Consider the following 18323-nt stretch of genomic DNA (forward strand, 5'->3'; position numbering starts at 1 on the left):
GGTCCCACCTGGGCTCGAACCAGATCATATTTCATATTGATATTTGACATTTTACATATTTTCTTTAATGAATGGATACCTAAATAGATACCTTTAAGTTTAAACTTTACCACTGTCTGTTATCAGTATACAAATCTTCAACTGTATCACTCTGCCAAAATTCTTTACTAGCAACATCTAGAATTGTGACCTTTCCTCCATATCCTGCACCAGTATCTAGATTCCAAATATTATATTTATTCATAGGCTCTGTTTCACCCCAATTAATTGTAGGAGTATGACCTATGAATATTTCCTTATGGGCTTCAAATATCTTCATTTTCTCAGGAAACTTTTTATTTTGATCACTTAGGAGAGCTAGCTCCCATAGAGTTCTATCCCAATAATATATATTAGGATTGTCATTTCCTAGACCACTATGAGAAGTGAATCCTGCATGAACATACCCCTGTTCTTAGTGTCAATATAGAAATCAAACATTTCATTAAAGAAGTTTAAATGCTCTTCACTATCTAGATAACCTGTTTTGATATAAGAGTCAATAGTTTCTGTACCACCATTCATTAACCACTCCATACTGATTTCTCCTGATTTTAACCATTTATGACAGTAATCATCATGATTACCTTTAATAAATAAGGGTTTATATAAACATTCTTCTGAAAGCTCAATATAGAATTGAACTAATTCAGCACTTTCTTTACCTCTATCAACTACATCTCCTAAGTTTATTAATAAGTCTTCATTTGGATTGAATTTACATCTTTCAAAGACCTGTTTTACAGCTTTTAAAGCCCCATGGTTGTCAGTTGTGATAAGTATTCTTCCCACTTTAATGTTTTTTGTAGATTATTGTTAATAATGATTTCAAAGCTTTATTCCAACAAGGTATTGATATAAGTAAAGGAGTTTGAAGAGTAAATTAGTCTTATTTCTTTACTTACAGGATAGTAGATACTCCAATAAATCACCTTTGTGGTTATGAACTTATAAATGAGAATTCCATCAGGAAGAATTTCAAGTTTCATTCTAGTGGCTCTTTCTGATAAGGCTTTATTGAGCCTATTATAATAATGTTCAGATTTCTTATCAAACTCAAGGATTACAACTTCCAGTATATCCCAATAGAATATGAGCTCTGTTCTGTGAGGTATGAAGTTTAAGAACTTCTTAATCTCACTTCCTACCCACATATAACTACAATAAGAATTATCAGGAATACTATCTGCTATGCTAATTAGATTTAGTTCCCAGTTGTCATATTGGTAACCTATACGGAATGGTATTTTAGGTTTCATATTAGTTTTGATATTAAAAAACCACCTGCTTTGAGGTGGTTATAGCTTTTATTGTTTAATATAAAGTTTATTCTTTTCTACAGATAACTTCATAAATGCCTTCCATAAGTGAGCCTGGGACTACATTCTCAGTTGTTGAAGGTATATTATTAGACCATATTACCTCCCCTTTTTTATTATACTTAATTGTATTTAGAATTTGATAGATATTGTATTGACAAGATATATCAAAGAGTGTTAATACTTTGCCTCCTCCAGAATTAATTAATTTTCCCTTTTTATTTTTGACTTGTTTTGATTCAGCAGTGTACTTTATCCAAACTTTTTGTGAGAGTCCATAAAGATTACTTCCTTCTAACTTAAAATAATAATCAACTCCCTTATTATCTGTTGTGGCATATTGAAACCCATCTTGTTGTGAGTAAAGATATGTTGAAAGTATTAGAGCAAATGATATTAAGGTTTTTCTCATTGTTGTTTAAGCTTTTTAAGTTTAGTTAGTCAACATATTTTACTTTAGGCTGAGGAAACTTTTTAATATATTCTTTTGCTTTGTCAGGCTCAATAATATCAAATGAAGCTTTTCCTGTTGTCAGTCCATAAGCTGGGCTAAGTCTTATGTAGTAAGTTTTTCCTTCTTTTGCATTTATAGTAAAGAAATCTTTATTTTCAGTTTGATCCTTTCTAATCTTATTACCCTCAAAAGCCCCCTCTAAATTATATGTACCTGCATCTACATCCCAACACAGATAGTTCTTATAGTCAAGTCTCCCAATCATGCTTCCATTAGATGCTAAGGTTATGTAATAATGACTTAACTTTCCTGTTGGTCTTATAACATAGATTCTAGCTTTATTAGGAGTTACATCAGAGTTTATATCTGGAAATGATACATATTGAGATGTTTGAGAGTATAGGTAAGTTGAACATACTAAGATGAACAGTAGTAAAGTTTTTTTCATTGTTTTTAAGTTTGTTTTAATTAGCAAATTACTTTTAAATCTGATCAATACCTTACGGAAATCCATAAGGTAACAAAACCAATATTGCCATATATGGCATTACAAGCTGTAAATATAATCAACAACTTTGACTTGACAAATATGACAAGTTGGAAAAATCAGAAATATTAAAATTAATTGGTAAAAGGATTAAAGAGCTGAGAATGCAGAATGGTATTTCTCAATCTGATTTAGTGGGTAGAATGGAAGGAAATATTGATCCTACTAACATATCAAGAATAGAGGCAGGAAGAACCAATCCTACAGTAATAACTTTATACAGAATTTCAGAAGCTTTAGGAGTGAAGCTTATTGACCTATTGAATATTGAGGCTTCTGAAAGCCAAGACTAGGCTATTATAATCTATAGGCTTTTAGAGTTTTTCTTTTCCCCATCTATCCCCTTTCATCTAGCACCTCTGAGTATCTATTTCATTCACTATTTTGCTCCCATGTTTTTCTAGTAGCCAAGAGCATATTATGATTTGGCTATATTATATATGTAGTAAGATTTAGCCATTAGCTTTAAATTTGGATGGTTTAAGATAAATTTCAGCTCCTATGCGCGAGTGTGAATGATTTAAAAAATTAATTATAATGCCTTATAAATACATATAGAAATCATTAGTTACAACAACCCCTCATCAGCAAAACTAAAATAGCTTTCCTTTGAGATAATTAAATGGTCTAAAAAGTTTATTCTCATAATATTACACGCAGACTTTAATTTCTTTGTAATATCTAGATCCGCTTTACTAGGTTTAAGATTTCCAGTAGGATGATTGTGAACTAAGATAATACCTGTTGCTATAGCCTTTAAAGCTACTGATAAGATTAATCTAATATCAACTACACTATATGAAATGCCTCCTTTTGATAGAGAGTAAAATCCTAGTACCATAAGAGCATCATTAAGAAGTATTACTTTCACTTCTTCCTGTATTTGAATAGTGTTGAGGTTCCAGAGATTCATAACAATATCATAGCTTTCTACACTATTACTTATTTTTTGTTTAGAACATATATTGTTGGAATAAGAAACAAGTAATTCTGCAACTTGTATATTTGTTTTCATTAAAGATTAAGGTTGTTAGTGGATGATTAATCTAAAAAGTATGAGTTTCTGTATTTACTATATATACTCTTGCAAAAACTCATACTTTTCTTTAAGTCAAAATAAAATACGTCCAAAATTCCTATTATCTATATATGGACTCAGGAAAAATGGACGTATTAAATCTTAGGTTCTAGTATGGCTATGCAAAGGCTTCTTCAAGCTTCTTTGCTAGTGTCTCTTCTGAGCTTTCTACACCCTCAGGAAGATAGATGTATTTGTGATTGAGAGTAACTTCCTCTCCAGATTCTTTGATAGTGTACTGATAAGGCTCTGTAGTAATCTTTGAGATTTTACCTGACATCTCAGAACCTATTAAACCTTTACAGGTATCTTTATCAAATGTAGTTGATACAGTAGCTTTCTTAGCTGTAGCATAGTATTGACCTGTAGCTTGGCTTAATACCATTTCAATACCACCTTGTACCTCTAAAAGATAAAAGTTGGTTCCATCCTCTTTTTGTCTTGTTTTGTAACTGATAATTCTTACCATTGTTTTTGATTTTTGAGTTAAAGAATGACCTTTCTGAGAAACAAGCTCGCAACAGACTAAACTTTATTTTCAACTAAAGTTTAATCTGCCTGAAAAACTTGTTTCTCAGAAAAAGATACGGGGAGTTTCCCCATTCCAACATAGGTGGGGGTGTTCTCTTAGGGGCATTCACATGAGAATAAGCTCTACAAAAATTTTATTTTATAAAAAAAAAATAAGTAATTTTGAGTCAAAGGCATCCCTGATGATTAATATTAGCTTCATGTGGATAGATATAAACTGTCCTAAATGTAAGTATGGCATTCAAATTCAACTCATTGATGTTAAAAATGAAGCTGTTATTTACTGTCATAACTGTAAGTCCTCCATTCATTTAAAAGATAATGACGCTTCTTCTCATAAAGGAGTAAGTGATATTAATAGTGCTTTTGATAAGCTAAATAAAACTCTGAAAAACTTAGGTAAATAATGTATTACAACCATAATTTAAGAACTGATTTGCAAGAATGGAAAAGCAGACTTGTAAGAGCTGAGTATGCTCAATTAGGAAATCAGCTTAATTACTTTGTTAATAATATTGAAAGTAACAAAATATTACATGGATTTCTTTTAGAATTAAGCAATAAATATAACTTTGATGTAGAATATTTTGATGTAAAATTTAAAGACAGAGGTGGTGTATTTCATAATATGAATTATCAAAATGATGCAGAACAGGCTGCTTTCTGTTATCAGCTACTTAAATATATACACCACTTATTAGGTAATTATAATATACACCAAACACATATGTTTGGCAGTTATGATAGATCTAAAAACATTATCATAGACGATATTATAACTCCCATAGTTTATTTTTTTCATGATAAATTAGACAAGTCTAATTCAATAATCTATTTACTTGAAAAGTATAAGAGAAGAGTTGAATGGTTTACTAAATCAGATCTTTCAAATAAATACAAAAATGCTAAAAAAGAATATGAGGATATTCTCGAAGAAGACTTGAGATTGTTTTTATTTGACCAAGGGATAGATTATCCTTTTTCCACTCCAAAATCTGCATCTGGAAGGACTGATATAGTTGGTGCTTTAGATACAGAAGATCCTTTGATCGTGGAAATTAAAATATTAGATAAAGATAAAGGATATGGACTAAATAGAATAAAATCAGGCTTTCACCAAATTGTTAAATATTCAGAAGACTATAGTAAAGATGTGGGGTATCTGGTACTCTACAATTTTGATAAAATCAGATATGATTTTAAGTTTGATGAGAGCAATAATATCTTCCCACCTAAATTGATTTTTAATAACAAGGTTTATTATTTTATAATGATTGATATGTATGATGGTGAAACTGCAAGTAAATTAGGAGAAATCAAGAAAATAGAAATAACTAAAAATGATATAATAAAACCTGATTTATAATGTATTATATATATTCTATTTTGATAAATTTGAGAAAAAGAATATAAAACCATGTCAACCAAAGATAAATTGCTTAGTAAGTTAAAAAAGGATAAAACATTTATACCTTTTAATGATAATTACAATTTTCAAGCAATAGAAGACTTTCTCAAAGAAAATGATATAATTAAAAATGAATCAGCAGAAAAGGCAGTTTATTCTATTTACTTTAATCAATATTATATAACTTTTAAGGACTTAGTCTATGAGGTATTTAGTAAATATAATATATCTAAAAATTCAGCAATAGAAATACTTATTACAGCATCAAATCGTGATTATTACTTATCAAGAGCAAAATTTGCAACCCAGCTATCACAATCAAATGAGATTTTTTATGACCAAATATTAAATACACGTATTGATTCAAATATAGAAGAATATGGAAGTTTTAATTTACAAGGTGGTCTTGAAGCAAGTATTGATGGATTAAATACTGTATTAAATCATTTATTAAAAATTAATTTTTTTGGTAACACTAATGTAGAATTTGATTGTATTGATGATTTATTCAAGGTCTTAGGATTTGCAAATACATGTATTATAATAAAAAGTTGTTATGATACAGCAGTTTGGGAAAATTATGACATAAAAAAGTTTAAAAATCCCAGTGAAATTTACATTAAATGTAATAGCGAAGATATTACCAAAATAAATAAAATTGGATTTTTTAGATTACAAAGAAACTTAATGGCATATAAGGCAATGATAATCTTGGATATTCAATCAAAAACAGAAAGATATGCTTCTATATCAAATAAAATCAGTAATAAGAAAAACCCTAAACGCTTAAAAAAAGTTTATATAGAAAATAAAGAATTTAAATATAAAATTGCAGATGGTAAGGATAAAAATTCGATCTTGAATGACATGCTTTTATTTAGTGAAATAACAGCATATTATAGTTTTATAAAAGATGAATACTTGCCAAATTTTCCAGAAATTAATCTTTTTGATATTTTAAACCTTTATTCAGAGTTAAAACTCCTTTTCTCTAAAGTTCAAGAGATAAAGATTGATGAAAATAATGTTGACCTGGAAAATTTTTATAAATATAGTTTCCATATACCATATACTCAAGTTAAAAATTACCTAATAACAAAAACAAAATATTCTGTTAAGCAAATAAACCAAGTATTAGATTTATTAATTTATAAAGATGGGTATTATAATCTATGGCAAAAGCCATTAATTAGAATAAATGAAAAGATTTATCCTATCTTATACCCTTTTTTACATGGAAATTTATTTAGATACATAGACTATTGGCTAGAAACTGGAGGCTTTGACTTAGATAAAAGAGGAAAGCTCTTTGAGAATTTTATAAAAATTGAACTTGAAAATAGTTTTAAAAGAAAATCATTTTTTCTTAAGATAATTCAACAAAATACATTTAAGACTAAGGATGGACAGTCTGAAGAAATTGATTTAATAATTGAACTAAAGAAAATAACAATTATTGCAGAGGTAAAATGTATTAAATACCCAGTAGATACAAGAGATTTTTCCAACATTTACAAAAGGTTAGAGAATGCAAGTGTTCAAATAAATAGGAAAGTTGAGTTTTTAGAAAAAAATAACTTTAAAAACAGCAACTCTTTCTTAAATAAAAAAATAATAAAGCTATTAATAACCAATTTTCCTGAATTTTCAGGAGCCAAATTCAATAGTGTACCAGTAACTGATTTTTCACTAATGGAAAATTATTTTATAAATGGGAAGCTTGAAGAAGGTGTTGCATTTTTTAAAGAAGAAAGCTCTCGAAATAAAAATTATAAAAAAATCATTTATTACAAAAATGAGGAAGAGTTTAATGATAACCTTGAACCATTTTTTAATTTTCCCACACCTATCAAGGAAAAGTGGGATAGTGTAAAAAAAACAAACAATTGATAAGCCTACCAGGGATAGACCCTAAAATATTTATGGATTACTTTAATTTTACTGAAAATATTACACTTCCGAAATAACTTCGAATATTATATTTAAAAATGAAAAGTATAAACCCATTGCTATATTGTAATAATGAGACTAATCAAGATGTAGTGTTAAATGGTATTGAAGTTAGACCACTAGAAATTGTTATGAGAAATGATTAAGGAGATAAGTTAATTCTGTTTGAGAATCTGAAATAAAGGTACATAGAGTAAGATAAAATATTAATTATTATTAGAAAAATTTTTACTTTTACAAAAAACTATAAAACATGGACGAAAATTCTACAAAAATTATTTTAGCTATTGTTGCAGGAATACTAGCTATAGTAGGAGGTGTAACACTCTATTCAAAAACCAAAAGAAAAAGTGTTAATCAAAAGAATATCAATATTACTGGAAACCATAATAAAGTAGTTGGAGGTAATGACAAATCTACAAAATAGAGATGTTTACAGATGATAGCCAAAAAGATATTGATATTACAGGGAATCAAAATAAAGTAGTTAAAGGTGATCTTATAGAAAATAACTACTTTCAAAATGGGGGAAAATTAGCTTCTCTTTTTACTTCCTTAAAAACTCAATTTGAAAATTCTGAAAATAAAGATGAAATTCGAGACATCTCTGACAGTTTAAGTAGATACTTGAACCCTAAAGATGCATTGGGTCTAGAAAAAAAACTCGAAATACAAGGGAAAAAACACTTTGAGGAAGATTTTAGTGAATTAAAATTACTTTTTGCCAAAAAGCTTCAGCTTTATAGAAATTACGAACCAGCTCAGGAAATTTTCACTTTTTTGTTAGCTATAATTCTGGAAAAATACAGAAATTTAATAAAACCTTTAATTAGAGAAGATGCTTCTGAAAGAGAAATTTTACAGAATATCTCAGAAAAAATTATTGGTCCAATTAATGATTTAATCCAAAAAGAAGGATGTGATGATATTATGGGATTAAATTCAGAGATAGTGGAAGGAATGTATCATTATTTAACAGGTAATTGTCACATAAATTGGGTATTATGATAGTGTATCAGCCTGCTTTTGATTTGTATCATGCAATTTATAGAATTGTAAATATTCTTGGATATTTTACTCGCGAAGACTCTATTGAGATTGAAAGACTTCGTATTTGGGATTATTACTTTTTGTTTCCTAACAAAATGAAAAATATTAGACTGAAACAAGATGAAAAAGATATTCGAACATATATAAATACTTTTATTGTGAGGGAACAAAACCCATATGAAGAGATTCTTAATGATAGAAAAATGTTTGAAAAAATCAGACCATATCAAATGAGTGCATTAAAATATCTTGCTTCTACAGGGTTAATAAATAAGGATTATTTGGATAATAATAGAATTACAAAAGTCTCAAAAGAAATTTTAGATGAACTATCTAAAATCACTAATGAATTAACTATTCAAGAAAAAAATACTATTAAACTTTTAACTAGCCATTTTTATTTTATTCCTGTTTATGGAAAAGATGGACTTAAAGATAGAACTAACCTTTTAGAGAGTAAATATGATGCATAATAATTTGTTTTTAAATAGATTAGTAATATATAATACTGAAGGGGAAGTAGCTTATGATGAAAAGTTTCATCGAGGTGTAAATATTATTAGAGGAGATAATAGCAGTGGTAAGTCAACAATTTCACATTTCATATTTTATATATTAGGAGGTGCTTTTAATGATTGGGTAAAAGAAGCCAGAGAGTGTTCAGTAGTTTATGGTGAAGTTGTTTTAAATGGCGCAATAGTAACACTGAAAAGAGAACTAAGCTTTAATAAAGATGGTGTTGCGAATAAGCTTCAAGCAATGGAGTTTTATTGGGATGATTTTGAGAATGCAAAAAAAAATATTGAAGGATGGCAAAAATTTAATTTTGCAAAAATAGATAATAAAAAAAGTTTTTCAAATGTATTATTTGAAAACTTAGATATACCTATAGTAAAAGGAGACAACAATATTTCAATGCATCAATTATTGAGATTGATGTATATTGATCAGGAATCTCCTATAAACTCATTATTCTTATATGAATATTTTGATACAACCTTAACAAGAGAAACAGTTTCTGATTTATTGCTGGGTGTATACAGTCAGGAGCTATATGATGATCAGCAAACTTTAGAAGAATACAAAAAAGAACAAGAAGATTTAAGAGCTGAATTGGCTGTTATGAAAAAGTTCATTCATAATAAAGAGGATTTAGACCCCACTCACATAAATAACAGAATCTCAAATAAAGAGAATGAAATTTTAGAATTAGACAAAAAAATCATTAGCTATAAGGAAGAAAATAAAAGAGTCAACTTTACTAAAAAATCTAAACTTGCATTTGAAGAATTAAATCAGCAATCATTATCACAAAGGAGTATTGTAAAAAATTTAACCAATGAAATAAGAAATAATGAACTTGAAATTGAAGATACAAAGTATTTTATAAAAGCTTTAGAAAACAATCTTAATGCAATAAAAAACTCAATTGTAACTAGAGATTTTCTAGGAAGTTTTTCTTTAGATAAATGTCCAGAATGCTTATCCCCTTTGGAGAAACCTGAGAAAGAAAACACTTGTGGACTTTGTAAAAAGGAGATTGATAATACTGTTGGTATAAGTGAGGCAAGGAAAATTGAACAGGAGATTTACTTTCAAATACAGGAGTCAAAAAAAATAAATTCTCGAAAGGAGAAAGAACTTTTTGAAAAGAAGACCAGACTTGAGGTTGAAAAAGCCAAACTCTATCAAATACAAATAAAAGTTAATCAGTCTTTAGTAGATGTGAGAAGTTTTAGAGAAGAAAAGATTGATAAATTTTATGAAGACAGAGGCTTTTTAGAAGGAGAGCTAATCCAATTAAGAACTTTATTGGAAAATGCAGAAATATACAATGAAAAGAAAAGCAGACATGATAAGCTTGCTTCAAAAATAGAAACATTAGGTTCAAAAATTGTTAAGTTAAAGGATAAACAAGATGTTTTAAAAGAAAGAGTTAATAATCAAATTGAAGGTATAGGAGTCTATCTTTTAAATAATGATTTAAAAAGGCAACAAGAATTCTTTGAAGCAAAAGAGTTCCATATAGACTATAGAAATAACATTACTTTTATCTCAGATAAAAATGCAAAGTATTCTGCAAGTTCAAGTTTTTATCTCAGAAACTCAGCAAGATTTGCTATTTTCCTTTCCTCTCTTTTAGTTAATTCAATGAGATATCCTCGCTTTATTTTATGTGATAATATGGAAGATAAGGGAATTGAATTAGTTAGAGTACATAATTTTCAAAAAATACTTGTAGATTATTTAAAGAAATTTGGCAAAAATACTTATCAGGTAATTTATACAACTTCATTTATTCACCCTGAACTTAATAACAGTAATTACTGTGTAGGAGAATACTATACACAAGATAATCCAAGTCTAAAGAATGTATAAAAACAAAAATGGTAAAAGGAAAATCAGATTCAGAAACAGATAGACTTACAATTGATCTAATAAATGATAAAATACTTAGGCACACAATACAGTTTTTCCAAAAAACAAAAGAAGGACTTAGACCTTTTGGTTCTGGTGTATTAGCCCTGTTGCACGAAGTACATTTTATCTTAACCTGTTCTCATGTTGCAGATCACCTTACTACAGACAACAATGATTTATTTATAAGGGTTAATAGTGAGGGATATATTAATGTGCTTGGAGAAATTAAATATACTGATATTGATAAAAGTAAAGGTATTGATCTAGCTTACATCAAAATTGATAAGCAAATGTTACCTTATTTATTAAAACCATATATATTTTTAACTATTGATAAATTTGCGAAACATAATCTAAGGCTTGATGGCATGAATTATTGTGTTTTAGGTTACCCTGAGAAAAACATCAAGTATGTTAATGGCAGAATGGAAACTGGAGCTTCATATTACTTGGCTAGTGCAACAAATGAAAAGCCATATGATTATTATAAGTTATCAAAGGATAATTTTTTCTCGTACAAATGCAAGGTAGAGCAACTGATGTGATATCTGGAGAAAAAGTAAAGGTTGATTCTGAGTTCTATGGTATTAGTGGAGGGGGCTATGGTATATAAAATATATAGTTAATCCTATCACAAATACTACTAGTGTGGATTACAGATTAATAGGAATTCTTATGGAGTTTAGGAAAGGAAAATACTTTTGCTTGATAGCAAATAAAATTCATTTAATATTGGAAGGTCTTACTAAAATTGAAGGATTTAATTTTAGATTAAAAAAATAAAGAAAAAATTACCCCATATTTCTATGGGGTATCATCAACTCAAAAACCAATGATAATCAGAATTACCATTGAGTGTTTTCTGAATACCTTTTGAAAACTCAAAGGCATTCAAATTCCTATCAAAGAAAGTATCTATATAACTACTCTTATTAGCTTGTGTAAAGAGGTTATAAACATCCCAGATGTTAATATAGCCATCTTCCTGTCTACAGAAGTTCTTATCTTCATAATAATCCTTAGCCAGCATATTAATATGACTATCCTTAAAATCCAGTAGAGGAATATTCTGTTTCTCTACTTTAGGTAAATGCTGATACAATCTACATCTACCAATTAATTGAGCAAATTGATGTTCTGACAGATAGTCCTGCGTAAGTTCTTTCATTTCCATTAGATGTAGCTCTGCATTATAATTCTGCATCATTTCTAAAGCCTTTGAATACAAATCATTTGCACTCCCTACTCTCATATCTTCTACAAAGCCATCACTACTTACACAGAGATTCATACAAACTTGATTCTGAAAACCTATAAAGAACTTGAATTTTTCCAAAGACTTTTTATTGTAAAGGTTCTCCAAGTTATAACTTCGTACTCCTCCAACTGTAAGAGAAAGCTCATTCCCATTTACTATATCAGTTATACTAGGAATCTTAATTATAAAAGCCATTCTTTCATAGTAAATAGTCTTTTCATGCTCCAAAAGCTCTTTTACAGGCTTATGAATAGCTGAAGGAGTTCTACCCTTGATTTGATGAGAAACTCTGATTTCAGGCTCTGTAATGCTGCGATGTGGGAATACTTTCTGCACTGCATTTAGTACAACTTCAATAAATTCCTGATGAGCAATTGTTTTCTCATTATCCTTAGAAAATACAGGAATAATACAATCATTCTGTAAGTGGTGTAATGTAGTTTCTGATGTATTAGCTAGTATAAAAGGACTAATCTGATCATCTCCATTTTTATCTAGTTTAGCAGAGGTATAATGATAATTCTGTTCCTGAGAATTAGGCATTAAAAAAGCCTGAACCACATTTTTAGGTTCAGGCTTAGATTCTTCATTCATCTTGCTGGGATAGAATATTTCTGCATCTCCAAAGCTCTCCGTATCATCTAGGAAAATGTTTCTTATTGATTTCCTTTCTGTGGAAGTAGTATTGTTTACACTTTTTAGATGTAAATTAAATAGGGATTCTTGTGGTCTTACACTTACTTCTATAATGTTGGGAGTTTTACTGAAACTTTGAGTGTCCATTTTTACTAAAATTGTTTGGGTTATTTAAATTGATAAGTAAAGATTTTTTAGCTTCAAAATCAGGCTTTAAGCTTTCTTGATATTGTGGGAACTGTCTGTATAGAGCCAAAAGCTCTGTAACAGATTTACAGCTTTGAATAGCTTCATATACTTCTTTTTCTGTTACATGTGAAAGATTTAAACTTGGATTACTCTCATAAGGAGAAATGCCCTCAAATGCTTCTTTAGGGTCTATTTTAGGCATGTTATTTCTTCCACCTGAACCTTGTGTAAAGTTTTCAGAAGAATTACTTTGTGAGCCTGAATTACACCATTCCAAAATTAACTTTCCAGTTTCAGAAGTAATAACAAATTCAGGTTTATTCATAAATAATCCTGTTCTGTCTTTTGAAGCCTTAGCAAGATGATTCTCATTAATAAGTTCGAAGTTAATGGTTAATTCATACTCAAACCCTTCTCTGGTAATCTCCTTAGTTCCATGCTTTACCACTTGGGCCTTACCATTACTTCCAATATCAAGAGAATAATCAATTTTTCTTCTTGTGGTAGTAATAATATGACAGGAAGATTGTAGAATCTTATTAATAAAGACCTGATGTCTTGGAGTTACATTAGCCCAATCTTGAAATCTTCCACCTAACTTCTCATGAATATCAAGACATCCACCTGTACCATTCCATTCATGGCTGACTGAATCTATAATGATAACCTCAATTCCTGCTTTTTCACACAGCTCAATAGCTTGTATGTACCTTTCAGGAGAGTAAGGAGCTTGCAGGTCTAGTACATTGTAGTTTCCTAAATCAGAATAAAGAGAAGCTGAAGAGTTTTCAGTATCTATTACAGCTATTTTGCTCCAATCTTGTGTCATTCCATAGGCTAATAACAAGGCTGATTTGGTCTTTCCAAATCCTGATGCTCCAGACAAACCAAGTCTTAATTTGACTTGTTGTCTTTGTGATTGTTTTAATTGCATAATAATTAATTTAAAAGGTTGAAAAAAAATTATTTTAAAGGGTAAATTACAATTTGGCTATTAGCTTCAAATTGCTTAAAAAGTTGTGTATGTGGCTGGAAATGATTAGCTTTGTGCATCACTTAAGCTCGCAGAGCTAATCCCTGAAGTGATTCCTCCTCTGAATTCGTGCGTTGTTAAATCATAGATTTTTAAGGTTGGGGAGATTTAAAAAGAACCCCTTGTGTCATTTGCTGAAACTAACCATTTTAAGGCTAGAACAGATGATGTATAATTATTTTCAATGTTTAACTAGAAATAATAAATCCCTGTACTTCTAGAGTACAGGGATTGTGTTTTGAGAAAAAGTATGAGTTTTTGTTTTTTATATATATAAGCTAGCAGAAAGTCATACTTTTTACTCACTCTCATTTACCAATGCAATTAGCATTTCTGTATAAGTATCCACACTACCATATTTTCTAATGAGCCATTCTTTAAATTCATCTGGATTAGTAATTTCTTCAGAATGAGGATTTTGAATTAGATTAATAATGTTATTAGAATCAGGTAAAGCTTTAGCTACTATGTGAGGTAATACAGATTCTTTTTTCTGAGGATCATAAACTTTTTTCTGAGGCAAAGGTTCTCTTTTCTCATACTCAAAAAAATCCTCAATTAGAATTTTATAAAATGAGCTCTTATTTTTCTCAAAATCCTTATTAACTCTTCTTTTAAAGCTGTATACATTATTAGATAGATAATTATCCATATCACTAAAATATTCAATGGTCTCATGGAACTTTGAAATATCTTCTGTTGTAATGAATTCAGGGAAAGGTTTTAAAGTAAGATAATTATACCTTTCACTTCCTCTTCTGTGAAGTGCTATAGTTCTTGTAAGCTTTTCTCTGAAGTAATTAAGGTTTAGAAAAGCTTGAACTTTTTTAACATATTCATCAGAATAATTACCTTCTTCTAGATTAATACAAAGAGCAGAAGCAATTCCATCTATGAAATATTGACTTCTGGTGTATCCAGTATCTCTAGATTTACGTGCATAGTCACTATGATAAAAGTATGATCTACCGTAATATTTAAAAGCTATAAATCTTAATAGTTCTTGTTCAAATATTGGGTTTTTGTATTCTTGGATATTATTCCACGTGGGTTCTTTCTTTGTACCTACTGTTTTAATTCTCTTGAATTTAAGATCAAACTCATTAAAAAGTTTGTTCCTGAACTCTTTATAACTTTTATGAAAATTTGATAAATCAAAAACATTTTCAATATAACTTTTTCCAAAATACTCATCAAAATATTCATTAAGCTCCTTCTGTATATTTCTTTCTGTAAACCAGAGAATATGTTTATATTCAAATCCCCTTAAACAACAGTTGACAAATTGATTAGTAAAGGCACAGTATGTTACATATGCTGATAAATCTTCTCCAAAGAAACCAAAACTTGAAGCTAAATAATTCTCACTTTCATTAAGCTTGAAATTCTTGTAAGGAGGGAATTCTAGTCTAGCTAATTGTTTTCTGTCTGTTTCTGATACTGCATCAATTCCTGATTGAACATTGGCTTTTAAATCATGTTTATAAAAACTGTAAATTAGCTTATCTTGTAATGCTAGAGGAATATAGCTAATCTTCTCCTGCTGATCTAGAGACTTATAATGTTTTACTAGATCATAGTTTCTAGCAAAAATATCTATCTGCTCTTCTGTCACAAATGGTTTAAGGGAATCATACTCAAACTCATTTGGTCTAGATAGAATAATATGGATTTCGCCCTTTGTTCTTTGCCTTGCAATAGCCTGAATAACTGAAGTTATACCACTTGAGAATATACCATAATAGTTTTTAAACTTACCCTGAGAGCCCAGAGGAGGAAGAATAATTACAAATGCATGGTTTTCTTTTTCTATACTGACTCCTGACTTAAAATTGGTTCCTACATTACATAAGGTATTATCAAATCTATTTTGTGGAGCTTCATTCTCAGGTCTTTGATTATCTATATTTTCAGAGGTACAGTCATTTATCTTACCAAACTTGGTTTTGAGCTTCTTTCCAATGTTTTTATCTGATATTATAGATTTAGCTAGAGATCTGGAGTAACAAAGAATATCTATGTTTTTATCTCTCTTTAACAGGTCTTCAATTACATTAACAATTTCAGGAGTTGTATTTTTAAACTTGTATGAGGAGCTGTAGTAAAGAAATAGATCACTTTGTACTTCTCTATTTCTGATTCTGGGAAACTCAATAATATCAATTTTCTTATCTGTAAGTTCTGCCAGATATTCAATAACTACAAATGAAGCTTCAGTAAAAGTAGCACTAATTATAAAGTTCTTATGAATCACATTTTTCCATTTCCACAAATTGAGCAAAAACTCTTCCTTGAAGTTAGAGATAGTGTCATGCACTTCATCATATATAAAGACTACTTTTTTGTTGTTCTTTTCACAGTCTCCAATGAGTTCATTTAAGTATTTTCTTTTTTTATCAGAGTTTTTATAACTGTCTTCTCCTGGGTTTCCTAAAAGAGTATTTGCTGTAACAACCTGAACTTTCTTTCCAATATATGGCTTATCAGATCTTCCAATATTGTTATAGTTGTAGATTTGATCTACAGAGATTCCTCCTTTAGTATGAATTTCATTTACATATTGTTCAACCAAACTTACAAATGGGGTAGCAACAATAATAAGATAATCCTGTTCTTTTGAATTATAGAGTCTTTTTATAGTTTGTATGATTGCATAAGATTTTCCATTTCCTACAGAAGCATTTATTACGGTCGTATTCTTTTTCTCCAGCTTAATAATGGCTTGTAAATCTTCATTTAAGTATCTGTTTCTGAATTCTTTATAAATTTGTTTTGTTACTACAAAGCCATTAGGATTAGATATTCCTTCATTAATTCTGCTTACACTTGTTCTATTGACTTTCTTAAATTCGATTGGAAAGTCCTCAAAATACTTATTAGGTAACTCCATAAAATAATTAACTGCCTTGTAAAAATACCACAAAGCAGTTAATCCATTGTTATTTTAGTTTAGAATTTAATCTATTCATCTGCTCACCAACCTTACTTTTAACAACTTTAGCATAGTGCTCTTGAGTAATAGTAATTTTAGAATGTCCCAAAAGCTCACTTACAATCTCCATAGGTACATCATTATAAAGTAAAACAGTTGTTGCAAAGGTTCTTCTTGCTAGATGATGAGTAAGTCTTTTATCTATTCCAACTATATCAGCTATCTCTTTTAAATAAGCATTAAACTTTTGATTACTAAACTTAGGCAAAACTCTCTTTTCATCAACATAATCATATTTTTCAATTATCTTCTTACCTATATCAAGCAGTGGTATTGATAATAAATGCTGAGTTTTTCCTCTAATCATATTAATCCATTTATTACCATCAAAGCCAGTTATAATATGAGATTTTTCAAGGTTTATCATTTCATTATATGCTAAACCTGTATAACAACAGAAAACAAACATATCTGCTACTATTTGTAATCTCTCTGCTTTAAATTGATACTCTTCAATTTTAGCTAGCTCTTCCCTAGTCAAATAGGTAATTTCTTTTTTGATATGCTTTACTTTGTAGCTTGTAAATGGTTCTTTATGTATAATATCTTGAGATATAGCAAGCTTAACTATCTTCCTGAACCTTTGTATCATCTTATTAGTAGTTACAAGAGCTAAAGATTTCTCCGCTTTCAGGAAGAATTCATAATCTTGAATAAACTTTAAGTCCAAGTCTTTGAAATGATAGTCTCCCTTATTAAAAGAGTACTTAATAAAGTCCTTTAATAGTTCTTTTGCTTGTTTAAACTTCCATAAAGTTGCTATAGAATACTCCTTACCTACCAGCTTTTCAATTCTATCATTATGTTCTTGAAAGAGCTGTAATATAGTTTTGTTCTTTTTAGGAGAATTTCCTTTATACTGTAAGAAAACATCTTCCACATCAAACTCTTCTGCATTAACCTGTAAAAACAAAAAAGCCTGATTAATTTTATTCTTAATCAGGCTCAATTGTGTATTGATAGTTTCATTCTCAGAATTAGGTGGTTTAACTTTCTGCTGTTTGTTATTCCAGTTTTCAGGGTTAATAAATAACCCTGTAGCAAAAGGTTTTCTCTCTCCCATGTAAGTAATCCTACATTTTAAGGGAGCTAGACCTTTACTATTAGATTTTGATTTATCTAATACAAATAATATTTTAATTGTCATTTTCTAGTATTAATGAGGGTTATAATGGGGTTCCAATTTCTCAGAATGGGGTTCCCTTTGGGGATCTTTTTTAGTGTAGATTTAAAAGATAATGAGAGTGTTCTAGAAAAAAGAAGAATATAAAACCTTGATTTTAAGGCATAAAAAAAGCCCAACAAACTTGGCGGTTTGTTTGGGCTCTTAATTAGTGGTCCCACCTGGGCTCGAACCAGGGACCACCTGATTATGAGTCAGGTGCTCTAACCAACTGAGCTATAGGACCTCAAAACTT

General features: G+C 29.3%; 19 protein-coding genes and 1 tRNA gene. 8 read left to right on the forward strand and 12 right to left on the reverse strand.

Features of this window, described 5'->3' with window-relative positions:
- Positions 1–106 precede the first annotated feature (106 nt).
- The 5 genes from N4G44_RS22695 to N4G44_RS22715 all read right to left on the reverse strand — a co-directional run bounded on the left by N4G44_RS22695 (position 107) and on the right by N4G44_RS22715 (position 2260).
- On the reverse strand, positions 107–319 hold the full coding sequence (locus N4G44_RS22695) for a hypothetical protein (RefSeq protein WP_474930019.1): 213 nt from the start codon (positions 317–319) through the stop codon (positions 107–109).
- A gap of 89 nt (positions 320–408) precedes the next feature.
- Complete coding sequence (locus N4G44_RS22700; protein ID WP_474930020.1) at positions 409–831, reverse strand: metallophosphoesterase; 423 nt, start codon at positions 829–831, stop codon at positions 409–411.
- Positions 832–875: 44 nt separating this feature from the next.
- The gene (locus tag N4G44_RS22705) at positions 876–1298 is read right to left on the reverse strand and encodes a hypothetical protein (protein ID WP_474930021.1); all 423 of its coding nucleotides are present in this window, start codon (positions 1296–1298) and stop codon (positions 876–878) included.
- Between the two features lie 67 nt (positions 1299–1365).
- Positions 1366–1770 carry a surface-adhesin E family protein gene (locus N4G44_RS22710; protein ID WP_474930022.1) on the reverse strand — a complete coding sequence of 135 codons (405 nt, stop codon included), beginning with the start codon at positions 1768–1770 and terminating at the stop codon, positions 1366–1368.
- Positions 1771–1795: 25 nt separating this feature from the next.
- Positions 1796–2260, reverse strand: a complete 465-nt coding sequence (locus N4G44_RS22715; RefSeq protein ID WP_474930023.1) for a hypothetical protein — start codon at positions 2258–2260, stop codon at positions 1796–1798.
- Positions 2261–2409: 149 nt separating this feature from the next.
- Here N4G44_RS22715 and N4G44_RS22720 point away from each other — a divergent pair, with 149 nt between their 5' ends.
- Positions 2410–2652: a helix-turn-helix domain-containing protein gene (locus N4G44_RS22720; protein ID WP_474930024.1), complete on the forward strand. Its 243-nt coding sequence runs from the start codon at positions 2410–2412 to the stop codon at positions 2650–2652.
- Between the two features lie 275 nt (positions 2653–2927).
- Here N4G44_RS22720 and N4G44_RS22725 read toward each other — a convergent pair whose 3' ends face one another.
- Positions 2928–3374, reverse strand: a complete 447-nt coding sequence (locus tag N4G44_RS22725) for a JAB domain-containing protein (protein ID WP_474930025.1) — start codon at positions 3372–3374, stop codon at positions 2928–2930.
- Between the two features lie 181 nt (positions 3375–3555).
- Complete coding sequence (locus N4G44_RS22730) at positions 3556–3906, reverse strand: hypothetical protein (RefSeq protein ID WP_474930026.1); 351 nt, start codon at positions 3904–3906, stop codon at positions 3556–3558.
- 468 nt (positions 3907–4374) lie between these two features.
- Between N4G44_RS22730 and N4G44_RS22735 the strand changes: the two genes are divergently transcribed.
- The 7 genes from N4G44_RS22735 to N4G44_RS22765 all read left to right on the forward strand — a co-directional run bounded on the left by N4G44_RS22735 (position 4375) and on the right by N4G44_RS22765 (position 11342).
- Positions 4375–5334, forward strand: a complete 960-nt coding sequence (locus N4G44_RS22735) for a hypothetical protein (protein WP_474930027.1) — start codon at positions 4375–4377, stop codon at positions 5332–5334.
- 51 nt (positions 5335–5385) lie between these two features.
- A complete protein-coding gene (locus tag N4G44_RS22740; protein ID WP_474930028.1) occupies positions 5386–7266 on the forward strand; it encodes a hypothetical protein in 1881 nt (626 codons plus the stop codon).
- Between the two features lie 313 nt (positions 7267–7579).
- Positions 7580–7753, forward strand: a complete 174-nt coding sequence (locus tag N4G44_RS22745) for a hypothetical protein (protein WP_474930029.1) — start codon at positions 7580–7582, stop codon at positions 7751–7753.
- A gap of 2 nt (positions 7754–7755) precedes the next feature.
- Positions 7756–8334, forward strand: coding sequence for an ABC-three component system protein (locus tag N4G44_RS22750; protein ID WP_474930030.1), 579 nt, complete (start codon positions 7756–7758; stop codon positions 8332–8334).
- Positions 8331–8849, forward strand: coding sequence for an ABC-three component system middle component 5 (locus N4G44_RS22755; RefSeq protein WP_474930031.1), 519 nt, complete (start codon positions 8331–8333; stop codon positions 8847–8849). Before N4G44_RS22750 ends, N4G44_RS22755 begins: the two co-directional genes overlap by 4 nt.
- Positions 8839–10755, forward strand: coding sequence for an ATP-binding protein (locus tag N4G44_RS22760; protein ID WP_474930032.1), 1917 nt, complete (start codon positions 8839–8841; stop codon positions 10753–10755). The genes N4G44_RS22755 and N4G44_RS22760 overlap by 11 nt, the downstream gene beginning before the upstream one ends.
- Before the next feature lie 8 nt (positions 10756–10763).
- On the forward strand, positions 10764–11342 hold the full coding sequence (locus N4G44_RS22765) for a hypothetical protein (protein ID WP_474930033.1): 579 nt from the start codon (positions 10764–10766) through the stop codon (positions 11340–11342).
- 272 nt (positions 11343–11614) lie between these two features.
- Here the strand turns inward: N4G44_RS22765 and N4G44_RS22770 are convergent, their stop codons facing one another.
- The 5 genes from N4G44_RS22770 to N4G44_RS22790 all read right to left on the reverse strand — a co-directional run bounded on the left by N4G44_RS22770 (position 11615) and on the right by N4G44_RS22790 (position 18314).
- Positions 11615–12838: a DUF3871 family protein gene (locus tag N4G44_RS22770; protein WP_474930034.1), complete on the reverse strand. Its 1224-nt coding sequence runs from the start codon at positions 12836–12838 to the stop codon at positions 11615–11617.
- Positions 12816–13814 (reverse strand): AAA family ATPase, encoded by a 999-nt coding sequence (locus N4G44_RS22775; protein WP_474930035.1) that lies wholly within the window; start codon positions 13812–13814, stop codon positions 12816–12818. The genes N4G44_RS22770 and N4G44_RS22775 overlap by 23 nt, the downstream gene beginning before the upstream one ends.
- Before the next feature lie 397 nt (positions 13815–14211).
- Positions 14212–16803, reverse strand: a complete 2592-nt coding sequence (locus N4G44_RS22780) for a DEAD/DEAH box helicase family protein (protein WP_474930036.1) — start codon at positions 16801–16803, stop codon at positions 14212–14214.
- Positions 16804–16852: 49 nt separating this feature from the next.
- Positions 16853–18052: a site-specific integrase gene (locus N4G44_RS22785; protein WP_474930037.1), complete on the reverse strand. Its 1200-nt coding sequence runs from the start codon at positions 18050–18052 to the stop codon at positions 16853–16855.
- Positions 18053–18240: 188 nt separating this feature from the next.
- Positions 18241–18314, reverse strand: a tRNA-Ile gene (locus N4G44_RS22790).
- Positions 18315–18323: the final 9 nt, after the last annotated feature.

The organism is Chryseobacterium sp. GTID13 (assembly GCF_056172655.1).